This window comes from Paraburkholderia elongata (assembly GCF_013177735.1).
GTDB lineage: Bacteria > Pseudomonadota > Gammaproteobacteria > Burkholderiales > Burkholderiaceae > Paraburkholderia > Paraburkholderia elongata.
The window spans coordinates 30,081-51,734 of the sequence record NZ_WOEZ01000150.1 but is presented as its reverse complement, the minus strand read 5'-3'; the positions used below and the strand labels follow the sequence as shown (position 1 = coordinate 51,734).

At 59.0% G+C, this 21,654-nt stretch carries 18 protein-coding genes; 11 read left to right on the top strand and 7 right to left on the bottom strand.

Annotated features, from left to right (window positions below; genetic code table 11):
- Positions 1 to 267 precede the first annotated feature (267 nt).
- The gene (locus tag GNZ13_RS27420; RefSeq protein WP_172170429.1) at positions 268 to 1,668 is read left to right on the top strand and encodes a hypothetical protein; all 1,401 of its coding nucleotides are present in this window, start codon (positions 268 to 270) and stop codon (positions 1,666 to 1,668) included.
- Between the two features lie 337 nt (positions 1,669 to 2,005).
- On the opposite strand, the gene GNZ13_RS27415 is transcribed toward GNZ13_RS27420, so the two are convergent.
- The gene (locus GNZ13_RS27415) at positions 2,006 to 2,197 is read right to left on the bottom strand and encodes a hypothetical protein (protein WP_172170427.1); all 192 of its coding nucleotides are present in this window, start codon (positions 2,195 to 2,197) and stop codon (positions 2,006 to 2,008) included.
- A gap of 1,124 nt (positions 2,198 to 3,321) precedes the next feature.
- On the opposite strand from GNZ13_RS27415, the gene GNZ13_RS53915 reads away from it, so the two are divergent.
- Positions 3,322 to 4,128 carry an integrase core domain-containing protein gene (locus GNZ13_RS53915; RefSeq protein WP_328807297.1) on the top strand — a complete coding sequence of 269 codons (807 nt, stop codon included), beginning with the start codon at positions 3,322 to 3,324 and terminating at the stop codon, positions 4,126 to 4,128.
- Between the two features lie 366 nt (positions 4,129 to 4,494).
- Here GNZ13_RS53915 and GNZ13_RS27405 read toward each other — a convergent pair whose 3' ends face one another.
- The 4 genes from GNZ13_RS27405 to GNZ13_RS27390 form a co-directional block, all read right to left on the bottom strand.
- Positions 4,495 to 5,943: an alkaline phosphatase family protein gene (locus GNZ13_RS27405; protein ID WP_172170425.1), complete on the bottom strand. Its 1,449-nt coding sequence runs from the start codon at positions 5,941 to 5,943 to the stop codon at positions 4,495 to 4,497.
- A 13-nt stretch (positions 5,944 to 5,956) separates the two neighbouring features.
- Positions 5,957 to 6,529, bottom strand: coding sequence for a hypothetical protein (locus tag GNZ13_RS27400; RefSeq protein ID WP_172170423.1), 573 nt, complete (start codon positions 6,527 to 6,529; stop codon positions 5,957 to 5,959).
- Positions 6,530 to 6,558: 29 nt separating this feature from the next.
- Positions 6,559 to 8,103: a S53 family peptidase gene (locus tag GNZ13_RS27395; protein ID WP_172170421.1), complete on the bottom strand. Its 1,545-nt coding sequence runs from the start codon at positions 8,101 to 8,103 to the stop codon at positions 6,559 to 6,561.
- Between the two features lie 213 nt (positions 8,104 to 8,316).
- Positions 8,317 to 9,927 carry a S10 family peptidase gene (locus GNZ13_RS27390; protein WP_172170419.1) on the bottom strand — a complete coding sequence of 537 codons (1,611 nt, stop codon included), beginning with the start codon at positions 9,925 to 9,927 and terminating at the stop codon, positions 8,317 to 8,319.
- 429 nt (positions 9,928 to 10,356) lie between these two features.
- Here GNZ13_RS27390 and GNZ13_RS27385 point away from each other — a divergent pair, with 429 nt between their 5' ends.
- The 3 genes from GNZ13_RS27385 to GNZ13_RS27375 all read left to right on the top strand — a co-directional run bounded on the left by GNZ13_RS27385 (position 10,357) and on the right by GNZ13_RS27375 (position 12,489).
- On the top strand, positions 10,357 to 11,469 hold the full coding sequence (locus GNZ13_RS27385) for an integrase core domain-containing protein (RefSeq protein WP_172170417.1): 1,113 nt from the start codon (positions 10,357 to 10,359) through the stop codon (positions 11,467 to 11,469).
- 108 nt (positions 11,470 to 11,577) lie between these two features.
- Positions 11,578 to 11,916 carry a hypothetical protein gene (locus GNZ13_RS27380; protein WP_172170415.1) on the top strand — a complete coding sequence of 113 codons (339 nt, stop codon included), beginning with the start codon at positions 11,578 to 11,580 and terminating at the stop codon, positions 11,914 to 11,916.
- A gap of 195 nt (positions 11,917 to 12,111) precedes the next feature.
- Positions 12,112 to 12,489: a hypothetical protein gene (locus GNZ13_RS27375; RefSeq protein WP_172170413.1), complete on the top strand. Its 378-nt coding sequence runs from the start codon at positions 12,112 to 12,114 to the stop codon at positions 12,487 to 12,489.
- Between the two features lie 679 nt (positions 12,490 to 13,168).
- Here the strand turns inward: GNZ13_RS27375 and GNZ13_RS27370 are convergent.
- Positions 13,169 to 13,684 carry an AAA family ATPase gene (locus tag GNZ13_RS27370; RefSeq protein WP_172170411.1) on the bottom strand — a complete coding sequence of 172 codons (516 nt, stop codon included), beginning with the start codon at positions 13,682 to 13,684 and terminating at the stop codon, positions 13,169 to 13,171.
- 246 nt (positions 13,685 to 13,930) lie between these two features.
- On the bottom strand, positions 13,931 to 14,731 hold the full coding sequence (locus GNZ13_RS27365) for a PhzF family phenazine biosynthesis protein (RefSeq protein ID WP_172170409.1): 801 nt from the start codon (positions 14,729 to 14,731) through the stop codon (positions 13,931 to 13,933).
- A gap of 490 nt (positions 14,732 to 15,221) precedes the next feature.
- On the opposite strand from GNZ13_RS27365, the gene GNZ13_RS27360 reads away from it, so the two are divergent.
- The 6 genes from GNZ13_RS27360 (at position 15,222) to GNZ13_RS27335 (ending at position 21,494) form a co-directional block, all read left to right on the top strand.
- Entirely contained in the window at positions 15,222 to 15,431 is a 210-nt protein-coding gene (locus GNZ13_RS27360) for a DUF3311 domain-containing protein (RefSeq protein ID WP_172170407.1), read from the top strand.
- 18 nt (positions 15,432 to 15,449) lie between these two features.
- On the top strand, positions 15,450 to 16,835 hold the full coding sequence (locus tag GNZ13_RS27355; RefSeq protein ID WP_172170405.1) for a sodium:solute symporter family protein: 1,386 nt from the start codon (positions 15,450 to 15,452) through the stop codon (positions 16,833 to 16,835).
- A gap of 44 nt (positions 16,836 to 16,879) precedes the next feature.
- Complete coding sequence (locus GNZ13_RS27350; RefSeq protein ID WP_172170403.1) at positions 16,880 to 18,541, top strand: amidohydrolase; 1,662 nt, start codon at positions 16,880 to 16,882, stop codon at positions 18,539 to 18,541.
- A complete protein-coding gene (locus GNZ13_RS27345; RefSeq protein ID WP_172170401.1) occupies positions 18,534 to 19,499 on the top strand; it encodes a CobW family GTP-binding protein in 966 nt (321 codons plus the stop codon). Before GNZ13_RS27350 ends, GNZ13_RS27345 begins: the two co-directional genes overlap by 8 nt.
- 155 nt (positions 19,500 to 19,654) lie before the next feature.
- The gene (locus GNZ13_RS27340) at positions 19,655 to 20,059 is read left to right on the top strand and encodes a nuclear transport factor 2 family protein (RefSeq protein ID WP_172170399.1); all 405 of its coding nucleotides are present in this window, start codon (positions 19,655 to 19,657) and stop codon (positions 20,057 to 20,059) included.
- 19 nt (positions 20,060 to 20,078) lie between these two features.
- A complete protein-coding gene (locus GNZ13_RS27335) occupies positions 20,079 to 21,494 on the top strand; it encodes an NAD(P)/FAD-dependent oxidoreductase (protein ID WP_172170397.1) in 1,416 nt (471 codons plus the stop codon).
- The last annotated feature ends 160 nt before the right edge of the window (positions 21,495 to 21,654 follow it).

Here is a 21,654-nt window from a genome sequence, read left to right as displayed (position 1 = left end):
CGTTGGAGCAGCGAGGGTTGAAACATTCTCGCTGCATTCCTGGTGGCCGATTCGACCACTATAACATTCGCGAAGATCCGCAAGACCCAGCAAAGATTGAGTGAAGCCTGCCTTTGGCAACACGAGATTTGCGATGTAAACCTACAATTCCCCAGCTCATGTTCAGGTACGTTTGTACGGATGACGACTGCGCGACATTATGTCGGTTCAAGCCTATGCGGCTAGCGGAAATGAGTTTAGAGAGATACGGCAGCAGGGTCTGATGACATGAGCGCACATAGTGCAACAAAATCCGTGGCAGCGAGATTTCTTGCGTTCGGCGCGTTACTGCTATGCGTGACACCCGGTCACGCGGCAGCACCGACCTCTGAAGCTCCGATCTCGTGCAGCACCTCCTCTTTTGACGCTATTCCAAAGAGTTCATTTCTTCAGGCTGCCCAAACCGTCGCACTGCCGGTCACCGCAGTGCTACCGTCTAACAGCGACGCCCAATTCGTTCTTCACCAGTCTTTGACAGACGGCGTAAGCCCCAGGATCTTCCGCGTCTTTGAAATTGATGACCCGCAGAGGAGAAATTCTGTAGGTGGCGAACTCCCGGTGATATCCGTTGAACCACCACCACCGATCCTCAAACCAGGATACGGGCTGAATAATAGTGTCTTACTACGGGTACAACTTTCCGAACCAGACCTGTTTCTATGGGACAAGCGGTACTTTGTGTTGCTCGTATGCTCTGGCGATCGCATGACCGGCTGGGCGCTGACCTCCTCGCTAGTGAGCGACGCGCACATCTCATTTTTGATCTGTACGCCCGTGGCGCTGCTGGTCTATCTCCTCGCGATGAGTGCAGTATTGGTGTCGAGAAAGCACGTTAATCCGCTTGTCGTGAAGTACCCCGCGATCTTCGGTGCGAAACAGATGGATCTCATCGACTTCCTTAACCCTATTCATCTCGTGGCCAATGCCTTTAACGAGGCAAGCGTGCAAAAAACACAGGTACTACTATTCTCCTTTCTGGTTGGATGGCTTGTGCTCGCGCTTGTCTTGCGCACCGGGACGCTCGTTGACCTGTCTCCAACGATAGTGGGGCTACTGGGGATCTCAGGGATCGGAGCCGCTACAGCGCAGATCACCTATCAGCAGAAGACCAGACTCAGTTTTGAAAACTGGGCGTGGCTGCAAAAGAGGGAAGTTTTAACGCCGCCCGCTGTTCCACGTGGACCACAGTGGCGGGATCTTGTGCTGACGAACCGTGAGTTCGATGTGTACAAGCTCCAAACCATCATATTCAGCATTGCGGTAGCCGCCTCCATGATCAGCGGAGGCGCGTTAAATTTGGCTACGTTTTCCGTCCCGACCGCATTGCTTGGGATACTCGGATTGTCACAGGTGGTATATGTCGGGGGGATCCTTGTTCGTCCGCCGGCCGTCTCCGATCTCGACGACAGCCTCACCAAGCTTAGGCTTGCGGGCGAAACCGTTGCCGCGGCAAAGGCGCAAAAGACAGATACGGGACCCGACGGAAAGCTGCTGGCCGAACTACCGCCAGGACAGGAAATTGCCGCGAACGCTCAGCGCCAATATGACGACCTGGCCGACACTGTCGTAACGATGATAGAGTCAACCCTCGAGGTTGCAGCCGATCGAAGCAAGCTAAATCTGGTCTGAAATCTGGTCCGTCAGCTTCCGTCGGTTGAGCCGCTGCCTGCTTTTGTCGATGCGGACTCAGCCTGCATGCCGAAATCCAGGTGAACAGGCTGGTGCCGGCCGGCGATTTCGGACAAATAGTGACAGGGCAAACAGTAAAGTCTCAACAACACGACAGACCTGTGTTTCCAGACCTAAATGCATGCCGATCAGTGTCAGCAGATTCCCCTTGCGGTGACAGTGCTCGACAGGCCTGTATCTGGAGAAACCGTGGGAGGCAATGCCATGAACGACGATCGAACAACTCAAGGCTGGTGGAGCACCCTTCCCGGTATCTTGACTGCTTCGGCAACGGCTATTACAGCAATCGGCGGCTTAATCGCGGTTCTCGCCCAGACAGGTCTTTTCCACCCGTCGGCCCCCGGGCCGACTTCGGTACCGGCGCCGACACCAGCGTCAACACCAACGCCGATTGCAGCCCCAGTGCAAACACCGGCGCCAGCGCAAACTCAGGCATCTCCGCAAACGCCTGCGCAACCATCGACACCATCAACGTCGCCGGATGCCGAGAGCAATCTCTCTTACTTTGCCGGCAGTTGGGCAAACGTCGACCCGTCGACAAATGGAATTACAAGAATCCAGATACGAGTTTCGGGTTCCTCAACATACGTCCATGCGTGGGCCAAATGTCGTCCCACCGATTGCGATTGGGGGGAGGTCAAGGCTGAAGGATACGCCAGCAACGTGGGATCACGCACCACCCCCGGGATACGCCTCGTAAGCGCGGAATTTAAGAACAATGTTCGTCGGACCGCTGTTTCGATTCACCCGGCTCCGAATGACAGAATTCGAGTGGAAGCACAGATAGATTTCGTCGATCAAAGTGGCCGTGCTCCTATTGCCAGAATGTTTCTATTTCATCGCATGTGACAGCTGATAGGGTCTAGTGCGAATGGGAAGATGACGTCTGGCGCAAGTAGTCACCGGGCGCCGCTTGTCGGATGGTGGGCGAGATCAATGGAATACCCCGTCCAGCTACTGCGTGACGAGCCTGGACGCGAAGCCGAATTCTGCAAATCAGAATCGAACATCATTGGTGGGGCGATCTCGACCGCTCGATCTTCTTGAAAGCCGCAATTCGCGAAAGGCCGTTTCTGTGATGGCCCGAATGGCGGCTTAGTCCCAATACTGTTATGGCTATGTTGAAGAAGCCGCCGTTTTCGCAGAAACGTTGTTGCTGAATTCCGGAATGCGCGATTGGCGACGCGATCGGTTCGATTTCTCGGCCCTGAAGGGCTGTCATCCCCGAAAACTCGAAGTTGGTGATTCTGTTGTTCGTCTGGGCAATCCACCTCACTCTGGCATTCCTGGCCGTGTCGTCACCCGGAGGATTTCGAATCATGCCACCCCTCGCCCGTGCGTTGATTGCGTGCCTGGCCACGTGGTTCTGCTCGCGGCTGTCAGCAGCTCCAGATCGTCGCATTGTGACACCAGTTGATGGTCTATCGGCGGTCCGTCTCCCGGCCACGTCTGCGTCCTGGACAGCGTCAAGCAAGACGTCCGGTCGTAGTCATTGTCGCCGCCCAGCGTCCAGCCGACCACATCTTCTGGTCCTGGCTGTCGCGTCGCTGGTCAAGGTGGCGGGAGGTCCTCGTCTTCGTAAAGCCCGCTACCGTGATCGCATGGCAGCGCAAGCGATTCCGCGACCACTGGACGCGCATCAGTGACAAAGGCACGCCGGGCAGACCACCGATCAGCCAGGACATGCGTGAGTTGATCCGCAAGTTCCCGGCAGCCAATCCCCGGTGGGGCTCGCCGCGCATCCTGGGCGAGTTGCGCAAGCCCGGCATCGAGGTGGCGAAGTCGACCGTGGAGAAGTATCGCCGGCGCCACCCCGCACCGCCCTCGCCGACCTGGAAGGCGTTCCTGAAAAACCTTGTCTGCGACCTCGTATCGATCGATTTCCTCACCGTGCCGACGGTAGGCTTCAGGGTGCTGTTCGTGCTGGTGGTCCTCGCACATGACAGGCGCCAGGTCATTCACTTCAATGTCACGGAGAATCCGACCGCGCACTGGACGGCTCAACAGATCGTCGAGGCTTTCCCCTGGGATAGCGCGCCGAAATACCTGCTCCGGGATCGCGATGCGATCTATGGCGAGCCCCTTCGGCGACGCGTCGAGAGCATGGACATCGAACAGGTCCTCTCCGCCCCTCGCAGCCCATGGCAGAATCCCTACGTCGAACGCCTGGTCGGCAGCATCCGCCGAGACTGCCTCGATCACGACATTGTCCTGAACGAACGCCACCTGCGGCACATCCTCCACCTGTACTTCGACTATTACCATCGTTGGCGTACACACCTGTCACTCGACATGGCCTGTCCCGACCCGAGACCAGTGCAGCCGCCCGATCGCGGCACGGTCGTCAAGTTCCCGGATGTTGGCGGCTTGCATCACCATTATGTGCGGCTGGCAGCGTAACCGGCGTGGTCCAGGCTTCGTTCAATCGCACGCTATGCATTTTCGGGAAGGACAGGCAATTAGAGCTTGGGTGGTTGATACGCCTTTCAGCGCGGGATGAGCAACCGGCCTGAGCGGGAGCCTTCGAGAAGTGCAGCGCAAGGGCCAGTTGCGTTGCGGTGGGCGGCAAAAGCCGCCGGTGTTCGGTACTCGAGCGAAGAGTGTGGCCGGGAGTTGTTGTCGTCGGCGACCTAGACCGCGATCGCCAAGCAAGCGTCAGCGAGCCTCAGGAACAGGCTCTGGTTCGCGGCAAGTGCGGACGCATCTGCACAAGCCGCACATCGTCCCTGCAAATCGACAGCGTTGATGTACCGGAGAAAAATCGGCTTAATGTTTTGCAGTTTCCGTACTGTCACGTTGGCGTTGCGCTTTCCAGGCCGCCGTTCGCGTTTGTATGTATTGCGTGTAGTCTTGACTCGTTTTCAAGGCCGGCATTTGAGCGTGCGTATCCCCGAGTTCGTCGGCTACTGGCAGTTGCGATACGAGTTCAGCCTGAATCATTTGAAGGTGAGAAGGCGCATCGCCACCCGGGAATGGAGTACCCGATGTCGGCACCGTCACCCCGGCAAGCGGATCATCGGTGCGCGGCTCTGTGAGTGTGAATGCGCCGCGGAGATCTGAGGCTGCTGCGTCGCGTGCGGTAAGGGCCGGCATGCCCCATAACGTCTCTGCCGTCTTCAGGATGCTTGTGTGGTCTAGCGGCGCTGCTGTGTCGGGTGCACGGAATACGGTGCCCGCCTCGATCCATGGTGATATCAACACGGTGGGCACGCGCACGCCGAAACGCTTGAAGTCGAATCCGAACTCGCCTGCGAGCGTGTCCGGCGGTACCGCGGTCGCGGGCGGAGGCACATGGTCATAGCAACCGCCATGCTCGTCATAGGTCACGATCAGGAGGGTCTGGTTCCAGTTCGGCCCCTTGGAGACAGCCTGATAGACGTCGTAGATCAGTTGCTCGCCCAGCGCGACATCGTAGTTTGGATGCTGGCTGTTACCTGTCGGGCTCCAGCTCGGCTCGAGAAAGCTGTAGGCGGGCAGCGTGCCCGCCAGTGCAGCAGCCTTGAATTCGCTGAAGAGCCCGAAGTGCGATTCAGGTGCGTTGGTCACATCCGGAAAATTATGGCGCGTGAGCGGCGGTGTATCGTATCCATAGATGGCCCAGCTCTGTCCGGCCTCTGTCAGCCTGCCAAAGATGCTGGGACAGGTATAGGTTTTGGTTGCGTCGTCCATGTGTCCCTGACTCGTCGCCGCACATGCAAAGGCGCGATTTGGCAGGGTTTCTGTAGGCGCAGACGCGTACCAGTGGTCACAGACTGCATAGCCACGGGCCAGTCCCGAGAGCACCGGAAGCATGTCCGGTGTAAAGACACCCATGATGTTTCTGGCGACCGTGCCTGGGAGGATCGACCAACCCTTGCGCGTCTCCCACTGAAGCGTCTGGGCAAAATCCCGGACGAACCCGCTGTTGCCGGGCTCTTGTGTCGATGAGACCGTTGCGGCCCCGAAGAGCTGCATGTTGGTCGCGACATAGCCCTCCCCCGGATCGGCACCGGGCATGAAATACGCGCTTTGATCCGTTGGCGCAATCTTGAACACGATAACGCCGTTACCGGCGCTATCGGGGTTCGTCTCGTCGCCGCTGAGTCCTTCAAAGGCCTGCCCGCTGGAAGACCGATTGCCTTGATCCGCGTACAGGTAGCCCAGCATATGATCGAAAGAGCGGTTTTCCAGCATCAGCACGACAATATGTTTGATCGACATGAATGCGGCATTCATGGCACACACCCCCTCAGCTGGCAGACACTGGAATCGGCTCGGGGCTGTCACCGGGGAGCAGCAGTTCGGGTACCTGGGTGAAACGATACGCACCGCTGCCAGCGTCGAGGTCGAACACCCACACCACGTCGAACCGGTCGCCCGGCCAGGTTTGCGGCGCGGTCGTGTTGCCGAGTATCGCGTTTGCAATGAGCGGAATGTGCTTGTGCTCCCAGCCGATCAGCACGACGCCGTCGCATGACGTCGCAGCGGCCGCCAGTTGGGTCTCCTGGCCGACGGCGTAGGTCATATCGATGTTGAGCGACAGTTTTTGGGCGACGACGCTCACCGTCTCGAATGGTCTTTCGCTCGCCTTGCCCGCATCGTCGGCTGCCGCAAAGACGGTTTGTGGCTGCGCGAGTTCCGGGCTTTGCAGCGACCCGCGGCTCGGTGCGAACAGGACTGCCAGCGCACCGGCGCGGGTCCATCCCGTCACCAGCAACGAATTGACATCCTGCTCGCCGTCAGTCGTCACGCCGTAAGGTGGTAAAGCGCCTTGAGGCTTTTCGCCATGGCGAATCACCATGATTTTTTGTGCACGTGCCATGTTTTCCTCCAACGGGGTAACCGCGCGACTCAGGAAGCCGGCGTAGACGACAACGTAGCCTGGATCACAGCCAGCAGATTCTGCCCGTGAGGCGTACCCCATCCCGATGCCGCGTCATATCCGGGCCCCGCGCTATAGCCGCCTGTCGAAGCGGTGTTGTTGTTGCCTGAGGTCACGTCCGTACAGCCGGCCGCCCCGACTGTTTGCGCGCCTGCAGAACCCGCCGCTGCCTGATAAAGCATGGGTGTCAGATAGCCTACGCGTTTGCCGCCTGCGAGCTGGCCATTCATCAATGCGATCAACGCCGTCCATAGCGGGCTCGCCGCGCTGGTTCCGCCATTGGGTTCCGCATGGCCATCCACCACCAGCAGATAGGGAGAAGCATTCCAGTCTGCGTTGGCGGCCACGTCGGGTATGCATCGGCCCGTGATGGCGCCCGGATTCACCGACTGGATCGTGATGCTGCTTTGCCAATCCGGACGCTGAAATACGTCGCTGACCGCTCCACCCGTGCTCCCGCCCTGGTCGGCCCGCAAGCCGTCCCCCTCCATCCACACGACGTCCGTTGCGGCCCCTGTTAGATCGACGATGGTCGTTCCGCCCACTGAGAGAACGTAGGGACTGGAGGACGGGAAATCGGCGTGCGCGTGCCCATCGTTGAGCCCGTCGCTCGAGCCATCGTCGCCGGCTGCGACGCACACCGTCATGCCGAGATAGGCCGCCTCTTTCAGCGTTTCGTTGATTTGCGACATGGCCTGATCGGACCAGATATCCGTGCCCTCGGGCGCGCCCCAGCTGATCGATAGCACGCCCGGATTGTTGTCCTTGTCCTGCCTCGCGGCATCCAGGGCGCCGATCATGCCCGCCTCCGTCCATGCGGCGAAATAAACCACGATGCTGGCTTTCGGACATAGCCCCGCAACAACCTCGATATCGAGCATCACTTCGCCCTCGGCGCCGTCTTTACTCTCTGTAGACGTTCCGTCCGTGCTGACCGCAGTCACCTTCGGTATCGAGACGCCCGCCTTCTCACAGAACTTGCTGAGATCGCCGGGAAAATACCCGCCGCCAAATTCCAGTATGCCTACCGTCTGTCCCGCACCGTCACCGGGCGGGAAGTGATAGTGGCTTCCAAACTGCTGTGGGACATGCCACGTCGGGGGCGACGACGAAAGGGTTTGTCGCGCGCCGGTGTCGCGAACCGGCTGACGCCGTCGTTTCACAATACGGCGATTGTCGAGGCCGAAAACGCCCTGAACGATATCCTTGAGTTCGTCAGGTACGAACAGGTACCCGATGCGCCCGCGATAATTCCCGCTCGCGTGCGCGTAGTTGAAAAGCTTCACGTTGAACGCGGACTCCATCGCGCTTATCGGCCCGGACATCCGAACCGTCCTCGCGCCGACACTCGAACTGACTGTCTGGATACCGTATCCCGACAGGATTTGTGTAACCTTATCGATGTCGTCTTGCGATGCGCCGTACCTCGATGCGAGTTCGTCCCGGGAGAGCGCCACCGCCGGGCGTGCCTCCAGTTCTGGCAAGGCCTGCTTTCGCCTAAGCTTGAGTGTCACTTCAATGACGCCATGCAAATTTGCTCGCCCCAGCACTTTGGCACCGGGCAATGCGCGTCTCAGGCTCCCGGGTAGCTTACGATGCGATACGTTCATGATTGCCTCACTCGGCGTTGCCACTATCTGCTTCCACTCAAGAAATCCCCGGCTTCATATTCTTGCCCCACGGTCGACATGCGAGTCGCTGGGTGACCAATCACTTCTTTTAAGGGCTCAGTATGGAGTGCGGCTCGAACGCCTGCGATATCTCGCAGCGCCGGCTAGTGTCGTCTGCTCGGGTAGTACCGCCGCCTTGATAGCGGCTACATGCGTCTCCGCCTCCCCATAAAATGAGGAAAGGTCTGCCTTCATCGCAGTTCTTGACGCATTGTCGAGGTAAATCATATGGCCTGACGGATAATTCCTGACCGTCAGGTTGCTCTGGATCTGCGCGCTGCCTAGCGGCATGTTCTGAAAGTTAAGTATTGTTTGAAAGAATGGCGTAACCGCATCGTAGTACCCGTTCGCCGAAAACACCCTCAGGTATGGATTGACGGCGATCGCAGCAGCGAGATCCCCAGCGGTGTATAGACTTCCGATGCCGCCTCTTTGGGCGCCCGTTGGGTCGATATGGCCGAAGTCCCAGTTAGCGAACGCCTGGTCGTTCAGGTCCATGAAGGGTGATATTGATGTGTATTGCAATTCCTCGTTGAGGTACACGTTCCACATCGCTGTATACACGCCACCCACGGCGGCCATTGTGGGATCGTTACCGCCTGAATTCGGCGCGACGTATTCGGCAATGCCGGTGTCCTCCCCAGTAACACGGCCGTCATAAGCACCTACGGCCAGCCCGGCATCCAGAAGGAGGCTCGTCAGGAACACCGAGCCATTTCCCGTTGAAGGGTCGAGCCTCCAGTACTGGAGGACCACCGGCGGAATGCCGAGCATGTCACTCAAATACTGCAGGACGTTCGGATCGACGTTGGGAAAAGCCGATAACGCATCGGCGTAAGGACCACCTGCGAATTCTTCTACCTTCTCCATGAAGCCGGCCAGATCGGAGGGAACCGGCGATACCGATACTTTCTTGTGGAACCACGCGTCAGCCGCAAACGTCGGGAGGATCCCGACCGGATTACCCGCCTGCGAATAATCGAGGATCGACGACTGCAAAACTATCCCATTCAGATCCACGCCGTCTTCATGCAACATCCAGCTGAGCACAGACGTGCGCGGCGTTCCGTAAGATTCCCCAAACAGGTACTTGGGGGAATTCCATCGGTTGAACACCGTCAGGTAACGCTTTATAAACTGCTTGATGCAGCTTGCGTCCTGGTCAACTCCCCAGAAGTCTTTGTTGGTCGCAGGTTCAATCGCTGTCGAGTAACCCGTGCCGACCGGGTCGATAAACACCAGGTCAGACTGATCAAGCAAGCTGTCCTGGTTGTCTTCCAGCACATATGGAGCCGGCGGGGTGAAGCTCGGCATGCTGGTCTTTATCCGCCTCGGTCCGAATGACCCTAGAAGCAGGAAAACCGACGATGAGCCAGGACCACCATTATAGAAAAAGGTGACCGGACGCGTGGACGGAGTCGAGCCATCGACGGTGAATGCCACATAAAATAATTTGGCGGCCGGCCGCGCACTATATGTATCGGTTGTCACAAGGTGACCCGCTCGCGCTGCATAGGAAATCGACTTTTCGTTGATCTTCAGCGTGTGATGAGTGATCGCAGCATTCTCCGTGACATCGCTGATCGAATCGTCCGGACCATACCCGTACGGCGTCGTATCGACGAGCGGCTGATCGGGCTGAAGCTCGTTCCGCGTGGTTGTACTCATTGCAGACCTCCAATCCTTGTCGTACGTTCAACACTCGTCTCAGGTTCGCACCCATGCGCCCCCGTTCATACCACCTTAAATGGTGGCGGGCCCGGCCCTAAAACCAGGCTCCGTACGAAAGCACGGTGAAAGACAACTCGCGCCCAAAGAGACCAGGTCGCTATTATTGGAGTCGTTCGAATTGGTTGGTATGAAACCAAGACGACTGCATGCGTGATTTTTTAAAAGTTATAGGACTGCGTCGGAAGGAAATCCAGTGCGTCTCGACGGCGCGATGCAGATTCTCATCGGGCCATTCCGTAACGAGTACGTCTCTCGGAAAGCATCCCCTCGCGGCTGCAATCAACCAGGGTGTCCTCCGCAAAAACTCGATCAAGGCATGGCTGAGGGTGTCCAGCGGCGCTGGATCGCATATGGCATGATGAACGCATGATTGCGCTCATCAAGATCGTTGTTCAACTGCTATCGGACGTTTGCCGATTCGCCGTCCTGCTGTTTCGTCCGAGCGGTGCCCTGGTGGCCGAAAACCTTTTCCTGCGCCGCCAACTCGCGTTAGATCAGGAGCGCGGGGTGAAGCCACACCGCGTCGATGCGGCAACGCGGATCAGTCTCGCCTGGCTATCCAGGCTGTTCGACTGGCGCGCGGCGCTCGTGGTGGTACGTCCCGAGACGCTCGTTCGTTGGCACCGCGCCGGTTTCCGATTGTTGTGGCGTGTCAGGTCACGTCCGGGGCGCTCGCCGATTCCATTGGAACTGCGCCGGTTGATTCGGCGCCTGGCGGTCGAGAATCAGCTCTGGGGCGAAGAGCGCATTGCCAACGAACTGCTCCTGAAACTTGGGCTCCGGGTTTCGCCACGCACTGTCAGAAAGTACATGCCCAGGCGCCCTCCCAGTTTCCCGCGTGGCGATCAGCGTTGGTCGACCTTCCTGCGCAATCACACCCATGCAATCGTTGCATGCGACTTCTTCCTCGTCGTCACCGCGACCTTTCGCCAACTCTACGTCTTTGTGATGATCGAACATGGGTCGCGCCGGCTGGTGCATATGAACGTGACGCCCCACCCTTCGGCAGCCTGGACCCTACAACAACTGCGGGAAGCAATCGGTTTCGGGGACCGTTACCGATACCTCCTCCATGATCGCGATAGCATCTTTGCCGGGCAACTGGACGATTCCATCAGCCGACTCGGGCTGACCGTGCTGAAGTCGCCACCCCGGACGCCGACGACCAATGCGATCTGCGAGCGGGTCATCGGCACGATTCGGCGCGAGTGCCTGGACTGGCTGATACCGCTCTCCGCGTCGCATCTGGGATCGATCCTGAAAAGCTGGACGGAGCACTACAACCGCGGACGTCCTCATATGTCTCTGGGACCGGGAGTCCCTGATCCGCCGACCGATCTTGCACAGATCCCCCATGAGAATTCCCGTCATCACGTTGACCGGTGCCTTGTTGTGCACGCGAAAACGATTCTTGGCGGGCTGCACCACGAGTATTCACTGGTAGCCGCTGGCACTAGATCCGATTCTTGCGGAGCATAGGACTTTCGCCAGATGATGGACGAGGCGCTGGGCCGTCCAGCGGACCGGCAGCTGTTCGATCTTGACTAACCGCCCTCGGTAACACAAGCAGGCAGGAACCAACAACACATGAAAAGCCACCGCCATGCCGAACAGCTGATCGCGTATCTGCGTGAACAGTCCCAACCGGTCACCGTCGCACGCATCGTCGCTGCAGGCGTAATGAATTCGCGCGACGCGTCCGACGCGATCCAGTACGGTGTGCGGCACGGCGTGTTCGAACGGATCAGGCGTCCCGGCGCGCCTGCGAACGAGCGCGTCCAGTACCGGCTGACCGGTCACCGGCTGCCTGCGGCCCGCGATACAGGCACGCCCTCCTTTGACGCGCTGCTCACCGCGTGGGGCATCGCGCGCATCCCACCACAGTTGCCCGGCAAGGTGTCGGCCCAGGTGGCATTGACGGACTGACGGCGGCTCCGCAACCGGGGGGCAGACCGTTATGTCTTGAAGTCCTTAGCGATGGTGAGACTCGACCGTAGCTTCGATAAGGCTTCGCTATAATCAACCGCTTCCCGGTGTCGCCATGTCGAGAAAATGTCTTCCAAGCGAAACAGGCCCCACAGCCGGGCCCGCAGGCCCCTGACGAAAGCGCTTCTATTGCCGATGGATCGCGCCTCCGCCAGTGAACGGTCGCTGCCCTGTCATCTTGCGCTGGTTGCATGTCGCGACGGACATGGCAACAGCCATCTGGTCAATGAACTTATGCGCGCGGTGTACCTGAGCTGGTATCTGCAGCGTGCTGGTTACGGCAACCAACTGGTGGAGCAGTTCAAGATCGCCGAATACGCGGTCGAGAACACCCTGGCGCACGCTCATGAGACGGGTGAGTGGCGGCTCGTTTCTGAGGTAATCAGCGACTTTGAAGCGCTGCTGGCGCTGTATGACGCCCAGCTCGCAAGGGCCCCTCTTCACGAAGTATTCGAAGCAGAGCGGCAGCTGAGGGGGTTTTTGATGGGAACGGACCATTCCCCGATCCCGTAATCGCCGTATCGGCAAGCCTTGGCAAGTTACTATTCGGGCCGGGCACCTGCCGAAGGAGTAGGCGCAGCATTGATTCAGGTGCCTATATATTTCGCATTCCTTTATAGTTTACATAATTATATTTATCAACCCTGTTGGTATGTTTTAGGGTGTTGCGTTTTTCGGGCATCCGGCGACGGCAGCTCAAGGCTTCCAGCCGGATTCTGCGCAACAGAAACGGCCACGCATGCGACGCAACGGTTCCTGTTGGTTTTTCCTTGAAAACATTACTCAGGTGTCGATAAACGCTGACATTGGCCATTCCCTTTGTCGCGCAACGCCTCGCCGTAGGTGCCAAGAATCAACATCATTGGTTGTCAGACCCAAGTAGTAATGTCGCATCTGAGCTAAAGACAGATGTCGCAGCTTACTCCGACGGCATGCCACGCTTGGCCTCCGATTCCTGTGGAGGCTTTCAGTGGCAATACTGGGGATGATTACGATGAGCATGCGCGTGTCCGACCACCTTCGTGACCGCCCAATTACATATGCTCCTGGCCGGTCACTGCCCGAGGTCGATCGGCGGCACGCGACCCACAAGGGACTGTCGCCCGAGCAGTTGTGGATGTCCGTTCTCGCGTGAGCAACCGACCTCCAGTAGCCGAAGTCGGCTCTCTCGCTCGAAGTGATCGGACGCGGCTTATTGCGTAGCAGCGTGCAACACGATCTGAAACCCTTCGGTTGTCGAAGGCGGGACAAAGTACTGCGTTATCTCGTCGAACTGGGCATCGGTCGTTTCGAACGGATGCTGGCCCGATGCGTTCCGAGCCTTGAGCCGAGTTTTGCAAATCTCATCACTGACGTCGAGGTAGTGAAGTCGGTGTCCCACGCCGGCGCCGTTAAATAACTCGCGCCCCCATGAACGGCTGTCGATGGTATTGAAGGGAAAATCGAGGATCACAGACATCCCGGCCGCGAGGAGTGCCTGGACGTGGTCAGTGAGCGTCCGCCTAATGCGTCCCGAGCAACGTACATAGTCATCCAGCGTGCGGAGTTCTCCGGGATAGAGATGCGTCATCCAGATGTCCTCGCTGATGACCACGGCATTCTTCGTGTGCGCCAAGCGTTTCGTCAGCGTTGATTTTCCCGACGCGATTTTGCCGCAGACCATATGAAGAACGGCTGCTTCGTCCGAACTACCCTCACTCTTGCTCATGATTTCCAGGTCCTCAGATAGGAGCCCAGAAAGCAAAAACCCGCCTTCTGGGCGGGTTGCTTGCGAACTTTCAAGTCGAGAGCTATTCCGCCGATATGGTCTCGCACTCACAAGGGTAAATCTGTCCCCGCCATGGAAACCGCAAGTGGCCGGTCAGTGCCTCATGCGATCGGCATATGTCGACCCACTTCCGCCCTTCGACCTAACGCGACTTCAACGGCCGCTTCCAAGGTACAACGGTCGCACCTACGCTTCCGGGATTTCGATTGTCCCTTCAAGATATTGAACAGCCTGACCAGCGATATACACCCGGTCGTCTTGTACGCGACAATGAAGTAACCCGCTGCGGCGTGACACCTGCATGGCCACGAGTTCTGACCTGCCCAAACGGTCAGACCATAATGGCGCAAGCGCCGCGTGAATAGATCCGGTCACCGGATCTTCATCTCCGCCATTGGCAGGCCAAAAGTAGCGGGACACAAAATCATGCTCATCTCCGCGCGCTGTCACGACGACATCGAGCGGACCAAGTGCCGACAGCAGATTGAGTTCGGGTACGACGGATCGCACCTCGTGTTCTGTTCCGTAGATGGCAACATAGGCTTGCTGGTTTATCAGCACTTCTTGAGGCCGTATCGAAAGCCCCTGGATCAAGTTTGCGGGTATTTCGTTCAGTATCTCAGGCCGGCGCTGCGGGAAGCTCATTTCGATCAGACCGTCATGCGTGTGGCAAACGACAAGCCGACCGACCGCTTTCGCAACAAATTCGATGACTTCCAAATCATCACATCGCTTGAAGATCGCATATGCGCTTGCCAGCGTGGCATGTCCGCAAAAAGCGATTTCAGTAAGTGGAGAGAACCAGCGGATGTCGAACGCGCCGTCGGCATTTTTCACGAAGAATGCTGTTTCGGACAGGTTGTTCTCAGCGGCGATTGCCTGCATCAAACTATCGGGCAACCAGCGTTCGAGTGGCACTACCGCAGCGTAGTTGCCCTTAAATACCTTATCCGTAAATGCGTCAATCTGATAGATCGGCAGTTTCATGAGATGTGGCTGTTCACAGCGGGAAGTTAGTCAGCGATTTGCGGTGTTATTCGTAGACAACGATATCAGCCCGCTAAGCTGGCGAACATGTACAGATTGCGATGCTCAGTACAAAAAGCGACCGTTCACTTGGGCCGACGACGCAGCGGGCGTCGTCCGAACACGAAGGTCCGTTGTCTGGGCGATGCCGACGTTCAAACGCCACCTTTTCAGGACCTGTGGCGACCGACAGTAAGAACGACCTTGCCACCTCCGGACGAGCGGGTGCAATGCCCGCTCAGGGTCCCGCATGTGGACCAGGCGATTTATTGTCGCTGGTACTAGTCAGGTGCATTTTCGGCCACCGATACTGAATTCGTCTGATATGGCCATCGTGCCACATCCGCTCGCCGCGGACCGCCACCACCCGGTCCGGTCCCTCAATGGCAGGCAGATGCAGCAGAGATGATTTCATCGCTCACGAATCTCACGTACAGCAGACGGAGACTTCATGCTCAAGTTCCTGATTGGGATCGGCATCCCCTATATCGGCGTGATAGGCCTGCTGCCCTGGGTCGCTTCAGTCGATCGATTCGTCCTGGGCGTGCCGTTCATCTATGCGTGGATCTTCGCGTGGTTCGTCCTGACGTCGCTCTGCCTGCAGGTGTGCTGGCGTCTGTTCGATCGTCGCGCGGACGATGCAGATCCGCAAACCCACTGAAGCAGCAGGAGAGCCCGGATGTCCACCGTTGTCTTTCTCGGTTTGATTCTCTTCTCGCTGTATCTGGCGATACGGTCCAAAAAAGGGCATAGCGCACAAAGCGTTCATGACTTCTTTGTCGCGTCCCGTCAGTTTGGCGCGTATCTGGTTTTTTTCCTTGCTGCGGGCGAAATCTACAGTATTGGCACGATGGTCGGCTTTCCAGGCGGCATCTATGCCAAGGGGCCCACTTATGGGGTCTGGTTCCTGGGATATATCCTGCTGGCGTATCCCGTCGGCTATTTCATCGGACCGAAAATCTGGGAGGCCGGCAAACGCTATAACGCCATTACACTGCCCGACCTGTTCAAAGGCCATTTCGGCAGCCGTGCGTTGGAGGTGATCGTCGCCGGATCTGCGATCCTGTTTTTGCTGCCCTGGGGCGAGCTGCAATTCACGGGGCTCGTTGCCGCTTTCAAGGGCCTCGGCTGGAATTTCCAGCCGCTCTATCTGATCCTGATCTCAGCGATGCTGGCCTTCACCTACATCGCGATTTCGGGGGTGCGGGCGTCGGCGTACATTGCGATCCTGAAGGACGTGCTGACGGTCGTGGCGATTGTGATCACCGGGCTCGCGGTCTCGTGGGAATCCGGCGTCACGGAAGTTTTTCACGCCGCGAGCCTGCACGTCAGCAACAGTATGAACGCCAGTCAACTGACGTTTTCGATGAGCACCATGCTGTTCCAGTCGTTAGGGTTCTACGTGATGCCGTTCGCCGTGCAGGTTTTCTTCACGGCCACCAGTCCGAATACGATCCGGCGTACCCAGGTTGCCATGCCGCTGTACATGTTGATGTATCCGTTTCTGGTGATTGCTTCGTACTACGCGATCAGTCAGAACCTGCACCTCGCGTCGCCGAATGAAGCGTTCTTTGCAGCGGCGATCCGGCTGCTGCCGGGCTGGCTGCTGGGTCTGGTCGCGGCCGGCGCCGCGCTGTCCGGTCTGTTGGTGCTGACGGGCATCTGCCTCGCCATCGGCCCGCTCGTGACACGCAATCTGTTGCCGAAGATGCCCGAGAGCAAGCAGAAAGCCACTGCGAAAACGGTGATCGTCGCCTACCTGCTGGTCTCGATCGTAATGACCTTGTTGACGCCAAATCTGATGCTCACGCTGATCAATACTGCGTACTACGGCGTGACGCAGTTTTTCCCGGGCGTGATGGTCATTCTGTTTTCGCTTCGCGTCAAACCGGCCGCCGTTGCAACGGGTATTCTGACCGGGCAGATACTCGCGATCATCCTGTACCTCCTTCATGCCGAGCTCGGTGGATTCAACCTGGGCTTGCTGTGTCTCGTGATCAATATCGCCGTGACTGCCTTGCTGAACCATAGTTGGAAGCGTAAACCGGTGCATGCTCTGTCCTGACCGTTCGGCCTGCCTCCTGAATCAGAGAACACCTATACCTATCTATGAATCCGATTGAACGAGGTCCCATCACCGTTTTCGTCGCCAGAAAGATTCTGACGATGAATCCGGCCCAACCGCACGCTACGCATGTTGCGGTGCGAGACGGCAAAATTCTCTCGGTCGGCAATCTGGAGGACGTCAGCCGGTGGGGCGAGGCTGAGATCGTCGACACGTTCCAGGACAAGGTGTTGATGCCGGGTCTCGTCGAAGGGCATTGCCATCTGATGGAAGGCGCGATGTGGGACGCCGTCTATCTCGGCTACTACGACCGGCGCGGTCCCGACGGCACGTTGTGGCGCGGTCTGAGAACGCTGGACGAGGTGATCGGGCGGCTCACCGAAGCGCAACGCGCCATGACGGACGCGGAGGCGCCGTTGCTCGCGTGGGGCTTCGATCCGATTTTCTTCGGCGCGAGCCGCTTGTCGGTCAAGGAACTCGATACCGTTTCGACTCAGCGGCCCATTGTCGTGCTGCACGCGAGTGTGCACCTGATGAACGTCAACACCGCCATGCTGGCGCTCGCCGGTATCGACGAGAACACCGACGTCGACGGGATCGATAAAGACAAAGATGGCCAGCCGACCGGCGAGCTGCAGGAATTCGCCGCCATGTTCCCCGTGTACCAGGTGATCGGCAGCCAGCTTTCCATTGCGGCGAGTGAAAAGACCGAGGCCATCTGGAATTTCGGCAAGGTCGCGCAACTCGCCGGCGTGACCACCGCGACCGACCTGGTCAACGATTTGTCGGCGCTGGGAAATCGCAACCTGCGCGAAGTCACGGCCGATCCGCAGTATCCGGTCAGGATCGTGCCCGCGTTTGCGCCGCAGCGAAGCCCCGACAACGGCGTCGAAAAAGTGCTGTCGGCCATCGGCGACAGCACCGAAAAGTTGAGGTTCGGTCCGGTCAAATTCATCGTCGATGGGTCGATTCAGGGCTTCACGGCGCGGCTGAAGTGGCCGGGTTATGTCGGCGGGCAGCCGAACGGATTGTGGCTGATTCCGCCCAGCCAGTTGGAGGAGGTGTTCACGCCGTTTCACCGCGCCGGGCTGCAGCTCCATATCCATACCAACGGCGATGAGGCTACCGAGGTGGTATTGAACGCCCTCGAGAAAATGCTCGACGCCTGTCCGCGCAGCGATCATCGCCACACGCTGCAGCACTGTCAGATGGCCGACGCGAGCCAGTTGGCCCGCGCGGCGAAACTCGGCATGTGCATCAACTTTTTCTCCAACCATATCTACTACTGGGGCGACGCCCATTACGCGCAGACCATGGGCCCCGACCGGGCGAACCGGATGAACCCGGCGGGATCGGCGCGACGTCTCGGCATTCCCTTTGCTTTTCATTCGGATGCGCCGATCACGCAGTTGAGCCCGCTGTTCACCGCGTGGTGTGCGGTACAGCGCAAGACCGCCAGCGGTCGTGTGCTGGGCGCGAGCGAGTGCATCCCCGTGGCGGACGCATTGCGCGCGATCACACTGGGCGCGGCCTATACGCTCAAGATGGATCATCTGATCGGCAGTATCGAGGTGGGCAAATTCGCGGACTTCGCCGTGCTGGCCGACGATCCGACCGAGGTCGCGGCCGAGCAGTTGAAAGACGTCGAAGTGTGGGGCACGGTGCTGGGCGGCCGTGTGTTTCAGTCGCCGGAAAAAAATGAATGACGCTGCGGCCGCGAGCGTGCGGCCACCCATTCCACTGGTTGTGCTCGGCGGCTATCTGGGTGCCGGCAAGACGACCTTGCTCAACCATGTGCTTTCGAATGCGGGACAGCGCCGAGTGGCCGTGCTGGTCAATGATTTCGGCGATATCAATATCGACGCCGCACTGATCCGCGAACGCACGGACGACGTCATCAATCTGGAGAACGGCTGCATCTGCTGCTCCATCGGCGGCCGGCTCGTCGACGCGCTCGTGAAAATCGGCGCGCGGCCCGAGCGTCCCGAACTGTTGATCATCGAAGCCAGCGGTGTTTCCGATCCCGTGAAGATCGCGCAGATCGGCTTGCTCGATCGGGCATTCAGGCTATACGGGATCATCGTGGCAGTCGATGCGGAGCAAATCGGCGCGACCTTGCTCGACCCATATGTCGGCGATATTGTGCGCCGGCAGATCGCGGGTGCGACGGCGCTCGTGCTCACCAAGACCGACCTCGTCACAGAACGGGACAAAGAGGCGGCGGCAGATGCAGTGTCGTTGCTGGCAACCACGTCCATCCTGCTCGAATCGGCAAACGGATCCATCCCGCTGGAGTTGATCTTCGACGCGAGTGTCGCGCCCCGCCATCGCACCGGCGGACTGGCTCTCGCGGCGGGCGAGCGCCTCAATAGCCATCAGGGCATCTGCAGCTTTTCCTTTCGATCGGACTTCCGGCTCGACAGGAAGAAACTCAGGGAGGTGTTTCGCAGCCTGTCTGTTCCGCTATTGAGAGCGAAGGGGATCGTCTGGCTCGACCAGGATGCTTCTCCGCAGGAACTCCATGTGGTGGGCGGCCGCATTCTCATCACGCCATTCGCCGGTCACCCAGCGGCTGAATCGACGATCGTCCTGATCGGCCGTTTCAGCGACGAAGATGAGCGCACCGTGAAGCGCTGCCTCGAAAGCACGCAAGTGCTGAACTAGCACCCACCTCGCGTGTTCTCGACACGCGCTGCACCAGGCGAAACCAGCGCACTGGCCCTACCGTCGGGTGGACACCAAACTTACACTTTTCCCTAAGAGATCGCCGCTTAGGCAAGCTCACGAGTCGCACCCAATTCACCAAGCAGGAGACATGCATGGCCACAACAGAAACGTCCGCACCGAAGGTCACAGCGGACACACTCGCCGCATTTTCCGACGCGTTTAATCGTCACGATGCGAACGCGCTGATGGACTTCATGACCGAAGACTGTGTGTTCGACGGCGCCGGCGGAAGCGAAGTGTATGGCACGCGTTTCGTCGGCCGCGACGCGGTGCGTGCAGCGTTCGAAGCGGTCTTCAAGACCTTCCCGGATGCGCATTGGGGAGACGGCCGTCACTACGTTCTCGGAGAGCGTGGCGTGTCCGAGTGGGTGTTCACGGGGACGCATGCGGAAGGCTGGCGCATCGAAGCAGAAGGCTGCGATCTCTTCGAGTTCCGCGATGGTCTGATTGCAGTCAAGCGCGCGTTCCGCAAGGAACGTCCGAAGCAGAACGTTTGACGCCGACGAGGAGCTTCACATGGCGCACAGTGTCATTACACGGGTCGGTGAAGGTCTGTCCGCAGAGCGGGACAGCGCGACACAGTATGACCCGAGATACGACCCGCTGGTCTCGCCCGGACCGGGGCACGGCAAGCAATACGCACCCACCTACTGGGCCGCGACCGCCGGCCCGCCGCCGCCCGACGATGGCCCGATCACGAAAGATATCGACGTGGACGTGGCGATCATCGGCGCAGGGTATACGGGACTCGCGACGGCGCTCTGTCTCGCGCGCGAGCATGGCATCAAGGCGGTTGTGCTCGAGGCCAACAAAACCAGTTGGGGTTGCAGCAGCCGCAACGGCGGGCAAGGGCAGAATGCGTCGGGACGTCTGTCGCGTTCCCAATGGATCGAGCGTTGGGGCAAAGACGTCGCGTTGAAAATGCACGACGAGATCCAGGAAGGCTTCGACAACTTCAAGTCGCTGGTGGCCCAAATCGATTGCGATCCGCAACCAGGCGGCCACTTTCTGATTGCGCACCGGCCACGCATGATGGCCAAACTTGCCGCCGAAGCCAAAGTCTGGAAAGACGTTTTCGGCTACCCGTCCGAACTCATCGACCAGGCCACGTTCCGTCGCGAGTACGTCAACGATTGCGAGGCGGCAGGCGCGCTCCACGAACCCGAAGGCATCGGCATCCACGCGTTGAAACTCGCGTACGGCTATCTGCGGCTGGCGCGCGAAGCGGGCGCGCGGGTTCATCCGGCGAGCCCGGTGATCGGCTGGGAAACCATCAACGGCATTCATCATCTGCGCACGCCCGGCGGCATCGTACGGGCCCGGTCTGTAGGTATCGCGACCGGCGCGTATACGGCGCCGACCCTCCATCCCTCGCTGACGAGCCGGGTGATGCCGATCCTGTCGAATTCGATGGTGACGCGGCCGCTCACGCAGCAGGAAATCGACGCCTGCAATTTTCGAACGACGCAGGTGCTCACCGATACGCGCACCTTGCGTTTCTACTATCGCTTCCTGCCGGACAACCGGCTGCAGATCGGCAGCCGTAGCGCGATCACCGGTGCGGATGCACCGAATCCGCGCCATTACGAGTTGCTCGTCGAAGGAATGGGCCGCAAGTTCCCGGCGTTGCGCGGTGTCCAGATCGACTATTCGTGGTGGGGCTGGGTGGATGTCAGCCACGACATGATGCCGCGTGTGTGTCAGCCGGATCCGAAGCAGTCGGTGTTTTACGCACTGGGCTACGGCGGCAACGGCGTGTCGTATTCCCAGCAGGCGGGGCGCCGCCTCGCCGAACGGATAGCGGGTAAAGGGTCGAAGCAGACGCTGCCGATCTTCACGTCCCCGTTGCCCGGCCATCCGTTCGCACCGTTCCGCCGCATCGGGCAACGGATGCTCTACCAGTTGTATTTCCGGCGCGACGAGAAACCCTAAACGCGCTCTGCGTGCGGCGCAACCCGCGGCACGTCATTCGCCAGTCGTCGTGCCTCACGCGCACGGCGCTGCGCAGCCACACAGGTCTGCGCGTTAAGTCATGAGAAAAAACTCGATGCAGCGAGGCGCGCAAGCGTCCTCGCTCGATCCGAATTGACGG

Coding starts and splice junctions, on each gene's coding strand:
- GNZ13_RS27420 (WP_172170429.1), top strand. CDS start 268: ATGAGCGCACATAGTGCAACAAAATCCGTGGCAGCGAGATTTCTTGCG.
- GNZ13_RS27415 (WP_172170427.1), bottom strand. CDS start 2,197: ATGGTGTCGATGGTTGCGCAGGCGTTTGCGGAGATGCCTGAGTTTGCG.
- GNZ13_RS27405 (WP_172170425.1), bottom strand. CDS start 5,943: ATGAATGCCGCATTCATGTCGATCAAACATATTGTCGTGCTGATGCTG.
- GNZ13_RS27400 (WP_172170423.1), bottom strand. CDS start 6,529: ATGGCACGTGCACAAAAAATCATGGTGATTCGCCATGGCGAAAAGCCT.
- GNZ13_RS27390 (WP_172170419.1), bottom strand. CDS start 9,927: ATGAGTACAACCACGCGGAACGAGCTTCAGCCCGATCAGCCGCTCGTC.
- GNZ13_RS27385 (WP_172170417.1), top strand. CDS start 10,357: ATGATTGCGCTCATCAAGATCGTTGTTCAACTGCTATCGGACGTTTGC.
- GNZ13_RS27380 (WP_172170415.1), top strand. CDS start 11,578: ATGAAAAGCCACCGCCATGCCGAACAGCTGATCGCGTATCTGCGTGAA.
- GNZ13_RS27375 (WP_172170413.1), top strand. CDS start 12,112: ATGGATCGCGCCTCCGCCAGTGAACGGTCGCTGCCCTGTCATCTTGCG.
- GNZ13_RS27370 (WP_172170411.1), bottom strand. CDS start 13,684: ATGAGCAAGAGTGAGGGTAGTTCGGACGAAGCAGCCGTTCTTCATATG.
- GNZ13_RS27365 (WP_172170409.1), bottom strand. CDS start 14,731: ATGAAACTGCCGATCTATCAGATTGACGCATTTACGGATAAGGTATTT.
- GNZ13_RS27360 (WP_172170407.1), top strand. CDS start 15,222: ATGCTCAAGTTCCTGATTGGGATCGGCATCCCCTATATCGGCGTGATA.
- GNZ13_RS27355 (WP_172170405.1), top strand. CDS start 15,450: ATGTCCACCGTTGTCTTTCTCGGTTTGATTCTCTTCTCGCTGTATCTG.
- GNZ13_RS27350 (WP_172170403.1), top strand. CDS start 16,880: ATGAATCCGATTGAACGAGGTCCCATCACCGTTTTCGTCGCCAGAAAG.
- GNZ13_RS27345 (WP_172170401.1), top strand. CDS start 18,534: ATGAATGACGCTGCGGCCGCGAGCGTGCGGCCACCCATTCCACTGGTT.
- GNZ13_RS27340 (WP_172170399.1), top strand. CDS start 19,655: ATGGCCACAACAGAAACGTCCGCACCGAAGGTCACAGCGGACACACTC.
- GNZ13_RS27335 (WP_172170397.1), top strand. CDS start 20,079: ATGGCGCACAGTGTCATTACACGGGTCGGTGAAGGTCTGTCCGCAGAG.